The organism is Nocardiopsis sp. NPDC055824, from assembly GCF_053616335.1.
Genome location: NZ_JBSHDN010000297.1, coordinates 1 through 5,697 on the forward strand (window position 1 = coordinate 1; position 5,697 = coordinate 5,697).

A 5,697-nucleotide genomic window follows, 5' to 3' on the forward strand; every position below is an offset into this window, starting at 1 on the left:
CCTTCCTCGCGCGGCCTCGTGGGGTTCTCAGTCGCATGTGTCTGCCTCACTGGGTGGGGGCTCTGTGCCCGGTGACCCCCGGTCCGGGGACGCCGGACCGGGGGTTCGAGGGGTCAGTCGGCCAGCGCCGCGTCGATGGCCGCCATGAGGCTGCCCTCGGCGTCGTCGCCGTCGATGGACCAGATCATCACGCCGCCCATGCCCTGGGCCTGGGCCCAGTCGGTCTTCTGGGCGACCGCGGTCTCGTCGTCGTAGGTCCAGAGGGTCCGGCCGTCGTAGAGCCAGGCCGTCCCGGCCTCGTCGTTGCGGTACAGCTCGTAGCCCTCGTCGGTGAGTCCGCGGAGGACCTTCCAGTCCTCGGTGCCCGTGCCGTGGGTGCCCTGCGCGGGGCCGGTCGCGGGCTGGAAGAGGCCGTCGCCGTCGGGGCCGGGCTCCACGCCGGTCCAACCCTGCCCGTAGAAGGGGATGCCCAGGACCAGCTTGGCCGGGTCGACCCCGCGGTCGATGTAGGCCTGGTGGATGAGCTCGGCGGAGATGACCGGCTCGGGGTCGCGGGCGTCGGTGACGAGGTTGGACTGGTGGTTGGTGACCGACTCCCAGGTGCCGTGGTAGTCGTAGCCCTGGACGGTGACGAAGTCGAAGTTCGGCATCAGCTCGTCCAGCTCGAAGCCGGCGTCCAGGCGCCAGCCGCCGGCGGGCAGGAAGGCGGTCAGCTCGTAGTGGCGGTCGTCCTCGGCGCCGAGCTCGTCCATCTGGTCGCGGAACTCCTGCACGAGGGCGGTGAAGTTCTCCTTGTCCTCGGGGCGGACGACGTTGTGCGGGTTGCCGTCGGAGCCGGGCCACTCCCAGTCGAGGTCGATGCCGTCGAAGACGCCCGCGGCGGCGCCCTCGCCGCCCGCGCCGTTGAGCTCGGGGAGGTCGCCCCGGAGGTAGAGGTCGATGCAGGAGCTGACGAGCTTCTCGCGGGACTCCGCGGTCAGCGCGGCGTCGGAGAAGTGGCGCGACCACTCCCAGCCGCCGAGGGAGATGCTGACGGCCAGCTCGGGGTACTGCTCCTTGAGCTCGAGGATCTGGTTGAAGTTGCCGCGCAGCGGCTGGGAGGGGTCGTCGGCGACGCCGTCGACGCTCTGGTCGGCGGGGACGGGGTGGCCGTAGTCGGCGAGGGCGTCGCCCTGGCCCTCCTCGTCGGTCATGACGCACTCGCCCTCGGCGCTGACGTTGCCGAAGGCGTACTGGACGTGCGTGAGCTTCTCGGCACTGCCGCTGTCGACGAGGTCGCGGACGTGGTAGTCGCGTTCCCTCGGTCCCCACTGGGTGAAGTAGGCGACGGAGTAGCTGTCGTGGGAGGGGCCTTCGCCGCCGGAGCAGGGTGAGCCGTTGACGAGGCAGCCGACGGGGTCGGTGCCTCCGTCGGCGTGCAGGCCGTTGAAGCCGAAGGAGTACTCGCCGCCGGCGGGGACGGTGGCGCCCCAGCGCGGCGGGGTGATCGTGTAGTCCTCGGCCGTGCCCGCCAGGCTCGCGTTCCACAGTTCGTGGATGCGGCTGCCGTCGGGCAGCGCGAACTCGACGGTCCAGTCGCTCACGGGGGTGTCCGAGGCGTTGTGGACGGTGATCTCACCGGTGTAGCCGGTGTTCCAGCGGGCGGACTCGACGTAGGTGACCGTGAGGTCGGAGGCGTCGGCCTCCTCTGCGGCGGCGGTGGAAGGTGCCGCCGCCAGTGGGGCGGCCAGCACTGCTGCGGCGAGGGCCGCGAGCAGGGTGCCGGAACGTCGTGCTCTCACGTCGGGAGATCTCCTGGTCATGAGCTGGGGGCGGGGGATGACCGTCGCACCGCGGAGCGGGTGGGATGGGCTGCGGCCGGTCGGTCGGAGGGCGCCTGCGCGGTCTTCCGGCAGGGGTGGTCCACGAGCGAAGTGAGGTCCTGGAAAACGTTCCGGTGCCTCTGACGTGGGGGGATAAATTTTTAGGAAACTTAACTAATAATTACGGGTGGCGTCAACGGCCTCCCGTGAACTTTCTGGAGACCATCCGCCGTGGTTTCGGGTTTTCCGAGTTGGAGGGGTGGACCGGCCTCCTGGGGTGCCCGTGTCCCCTTGTGGCCACCGGAAGTCATTGACTCCGCGTCGTGCGAATGCTACGGCGGGTGGTCTTCCCTCGTGGCGGACGGCGCCCTCCGGGTACGCCCTAGAGTGACGGCGTGGGAAACCCGTTGAATCTTCCGTTCGACCCGATCGAGCGCGCACACGACAACTGGACGCGCAGATGGGGTGCCTCGCCCGCGATGGCGGCGGTCACCTCGGTCATGCGCGCGCAGCAGATCCTGATCGGCGAGCTGGACGGCGCACTCAAGCCGTTCGGTCTGACCTTCGCCCGCTACGAGGCCCTCGTCCTGCTCACGTTCAGCGCCTCCGGTTCCCTGCCCCTGGGCAAGATCGGTGAGCGCCTGATGGTGCACCCGACCAGCGTCACCAACACCATCGACCGGTTGGAGGGGCAGGGCTTCGTGCGCCGCCGCCCCAACCCGAGCGACGGCCGCGGCGTGCTGGCCGACATCACCGACACCGGGCGCGCCGTCACCGAGGAGGCGACCCGGGCGCTGCTGGGCATGGACTTCGGGCTGGGCTGCTACTCCGACGAGGAGCTGTGGCGCATGCACGAGACGTTCACCAAGCTCAGGGTGGACTTCGGCGACTTCCCCGAACCCGTGTCCGGGGCCGCCGAGGGTCGCTGAACCGCCCGCTCCGGGCGGGGCGCCGCAGGTGTCGTCCCTGTACATATTTAGTTGGACGTCCTACTATTTCGTCATGGCGAACACCACGAGCGACCCCACCGACGGCGGCGGGGCCGAGGAGATCGAGGCCGGGCGCGAGCGCTGGCAGCGCCGCTACGACTCCGCGCGCACACGCGACGCCGACTTCACGTCCCTGTCCGGGCGCCCCCTGCAGCCGGTCTACGGGCCCGCGCCCGGGGCCGAGGTGCCCGGCTTCGAGCGCGTCGGCTGGCCCGGCGAGTTCCCCTTCACGCGCGGACTCCACTCCACGGGCTACCGGGGGCGGGCGTGGACCATCCGCCAGTTCGCCGGCTTCGGCAACGCCCGCCAGACCAACGAGCGCTACAAGATGATCCTGGCCTCCGGCGGCGGCGGGCTCTCGGTCGCGTTCGACATGCCCACCCTCATGGGCCACGACTCGGACTCCCCCCACGCCCTGGGAGAGGTCGGCCACTGCGGGGTGGCGATCGACTCCGTGGCCGACATGGACCTGCTCTTCGACGGCATCCCCCTCGGCGCCACCACGACCTCGATGACCATCAGCGGCCCCGCCGTCCCGGCGTTCTGCATGTACCTGGTCGCCGCCGAGCGCCAGGGCGTCGACACCCGCACCCTGAACGGCACGCTCCAGACCGACATCTTCAAGGAGTACATCGCCCAGAAGGAGTGGCTGTACCCGCCGGAGCCCCAGCTGCGGCTCATCGGCGACCTCATGGAGTACTGCGCGGAGCACATCCCCGCGTACAAACCGCTGTCGGTGTCGGGCTACCACATCCGCGAGGCCGGGGCCACGGCCGGGCAGGAGCTCGCCTACACGCTCGCCGACGGCTTCGGCTACGTCGAGCTCGGCCTCTCGCGGGGGCTGGACGTGGACGCGTTCGCGCCCGGGCTGTCGTTCTTCTTCGACGCGCACATCGACTTCTTCGAGGAGATCGCCAAGTTCCGGGCCGCCCGGCGCATCTGGGCGCGCCGCCTCAGGGACGTCTACGGCGCCCGCACGGAGAAGGCCCAGTGGCTGCGGTTCCACACCCAGACGGCCGGCGTCTCCCTCACGGCCCAGCAGCCCTACAACAACGTGGTCCGGACCGCGGTCGAGGCCCTCGCCGCGGTGCTCGGCGGCACGAACTCCCTGCACACCAACGCCCTGGACGAGACCCTGGCGCTGCCGACCGAGCAGTCCGCCGAGATCGCCCTCCGCACCCAGCAGGTGCTCATGGAGGAGACGGGAGTCGTCAACGTGGCCGACCCGCTCGGCGGCTCCTGGTACCTGGAGGCGCTCACCGACGAGCTGGAGGCCGAGGCGGAGCGGATCTTCGCGGAGATCCTGCGGATGGGCGGCGGGGAGGGGGCCGAGCACGCGATCGGCCCGATGACCTCCGGCATCCTCGCCGGGATCGAGAACGGATACTTCAGCTCGGAGATCGCCGAGTCGGCCTTCCAGTACCAGCAGGCCCTGGAGAAGGGCGACAAGCGGATCGTGGGGGTCAACTGCCACACCGGCACCGTCTCCGGCGAACTGGACATCCTCCGGATCAGCCACGAGGTGGAGCACGAGCAGAAGCGCGAGCTGGCCGAGCGCAGGTCGCGCCGCGACGGCGCCGCCGTGGACGCGGCGCTGGCAGCCCTCCTGGAGGGGGTCCGCGCGGACGACCGCAACCTGATCCCCCTCATCATGGACGCCGCCCGGGCCGAGGCCACGATGGGCGAGATCTGCGCGACGATGGGGGAGGAGTTCGGGACCTACACCGAGGACCCGCGCTTCTGAGACCGGGCTCCCACGATCCGCACGGGCCCCGCCGGAACCCTCCGGCGGGGCCCATCGTTCGTCACGCGGGGGCAGGAGGGGAGGCCCGCCCCCGGGCCGTGTTCGGCCGAACACGGCCCGGCCCCTTCGCGGGCGGTCCACGCCCTCCCCGCGGATACGGCAGGATGGAAGCATGCAGCCTTCGGACTTTTCACCGAACAGTGCCGTTGACCTCGGCGCGCGCAAGGCGGCCATGGAACGCGAGGCCAAACAGCGTGCGGCGGAGTCGGCGGGTCGATCCAACCCCTACGCCTTCGACGTCGACGAGTCCTCCTTCCAGGCCCAGGTCCTCGAGCGGTCCATGACCGCTCCCGTCGTGCTGGCCGTCCTCGCCGGCTGGTCCGACCAGTCCAAGCAGTTCGAGGACGTCCTGGACAAGCTCTCGGCGGCCTCCGGCGGGAACTGGTTCCTCGCCAAGGTCGACAGCGACGCGAGCCCTCAGCTGGTCCAGGCCCTCCGGGTGCCCACGGCCCCGATGATCATCGTGGCCGTCCAGGGGCAGCTCCTGCCCGGCCCGGCGGGCCCGGCGACCGAGGAGCAGCTCACCGGCTGGCTCACCGAGGCGTTCGCCGCCCTCCAGGAGCAGGGCGCGCTGCCCCCGGGCCACCCCGGAACCCTCGCGGGGGAGCCGGGGCCCGAGGACGCCGCCGGCGCGCAGCCGGAGGCGCCCCAGGGCCGCCCGGTGGACGCCGAGGCCCAGGAGGCCCTGGACCGGGGCGACTTCGACGCCGCCGCGGCCGTCTACGCCAAGGCCGTCGAGGCCGACCCGGGCGACACCGAGTCCAGGAGCAAGCTCGCCCAGGTGCGCCTGGTGGGGCGTCTCCAGGACGTCGACCCGGACGCCGCCCGTGCGGCCGCCGACGCCGACCCGGCGGACGTGGACGCGCAGACCACCGCGGCCGACATCGACATGTACGGAGGCAAGTTCGAGGACGCCTTCGACCGCCTCGTCGCCACGGTCAGGGCGACGCGCGACAAGGACCGCGACCGGGCGCGCCAGCACCTGCTGGGGCTGTTCGACCTGCTGCCCCCGGGCGACCCGCGTGTGGGCGCGGCCCGGCGCAAGCTCACCTCCGCGCTGTTCTGAGGACGGAGCGGGGGAGCGGTCCGCCCGTGCCGGCCC

4 protein-coding genes are annotated in these 5,697 nt (G+C 71.5%); 3 read left to right on the plus strand and 1 reads right to left on the minus strand.

The annotated features are described in order from the left end of the window. Positions 1 to 113: 113 nt before the first annotated feature. Positions 114 to 1,781 carry a glycosyl hydrolase family 18 protein gene (locus ACWGL3_RS30515; RefSeq protein WP_452462087.1) on the minus strand — a complete coding sequence of 556 codons (1,668 nt, stop codon included), beginning with the start codon at positions 1,779 to 1,781 and terminating at the stop codon, positions 114 to 116. Between the two features lie 428 nt (positions 1,782 to 2,209). Between ACWGL3_RS30515 and ACWGL3_RS30520 the strand changes: the two genes are divergently transcribed. The 3 genes from ACWGL3_RS30520 to ACWGL3_RS30530 all read left to right on the plus strand — a co-directional run bounded on the left by ACWGL3_RS30520 (position 2,210) and on the right by ACWGL3_RS30530 (position 5,661). Continuing rightward, positions 2,210 to 2,731 carry a MarR family transcriptional regulator gene (locus tag ACWGL3_RS30520; protein WP_267950494.1) on the plus strand — a complete coding sequence of 174 codons (522 nt, stop codon included), beginning with the start codon at positions 2,210 to 2,212 and terminating at the stop codon, positions 2,729 to 2,731. Positions 2,732 to 2,804: 73 nt separating this feature from the next. Continuing rightward, complete coding sequence (locus tag ACWGL3_RS30525; protein WP_267946315.1) at positions 2,805 to 4,535, plus strand: acyl-CoA mutase large subunit family protein; 1,731 nt, start codon at positions 2,805 to 2,807, stop codon at positions 4,533 to 4,535. A 172-nt stretch (positions 4,536 to 4,707) separates the two neighbouring features. Then, positions 4,708 to 5,661 carry a tetratricopeptide repeat protein gene (locus ACWGL3_RS30530; protein WP_267946314.1) on the plus strand — a complete coding sequence of 318 codons (954 nt, stop codon included), beginning with the start codon at positions 4,708 to 4,710 and terminating at the stop codon, positions 5,659 to 5,661. The last annotated feature ends 36 nt before the right edge of the window (positions 5,662 to 5,697 follow it).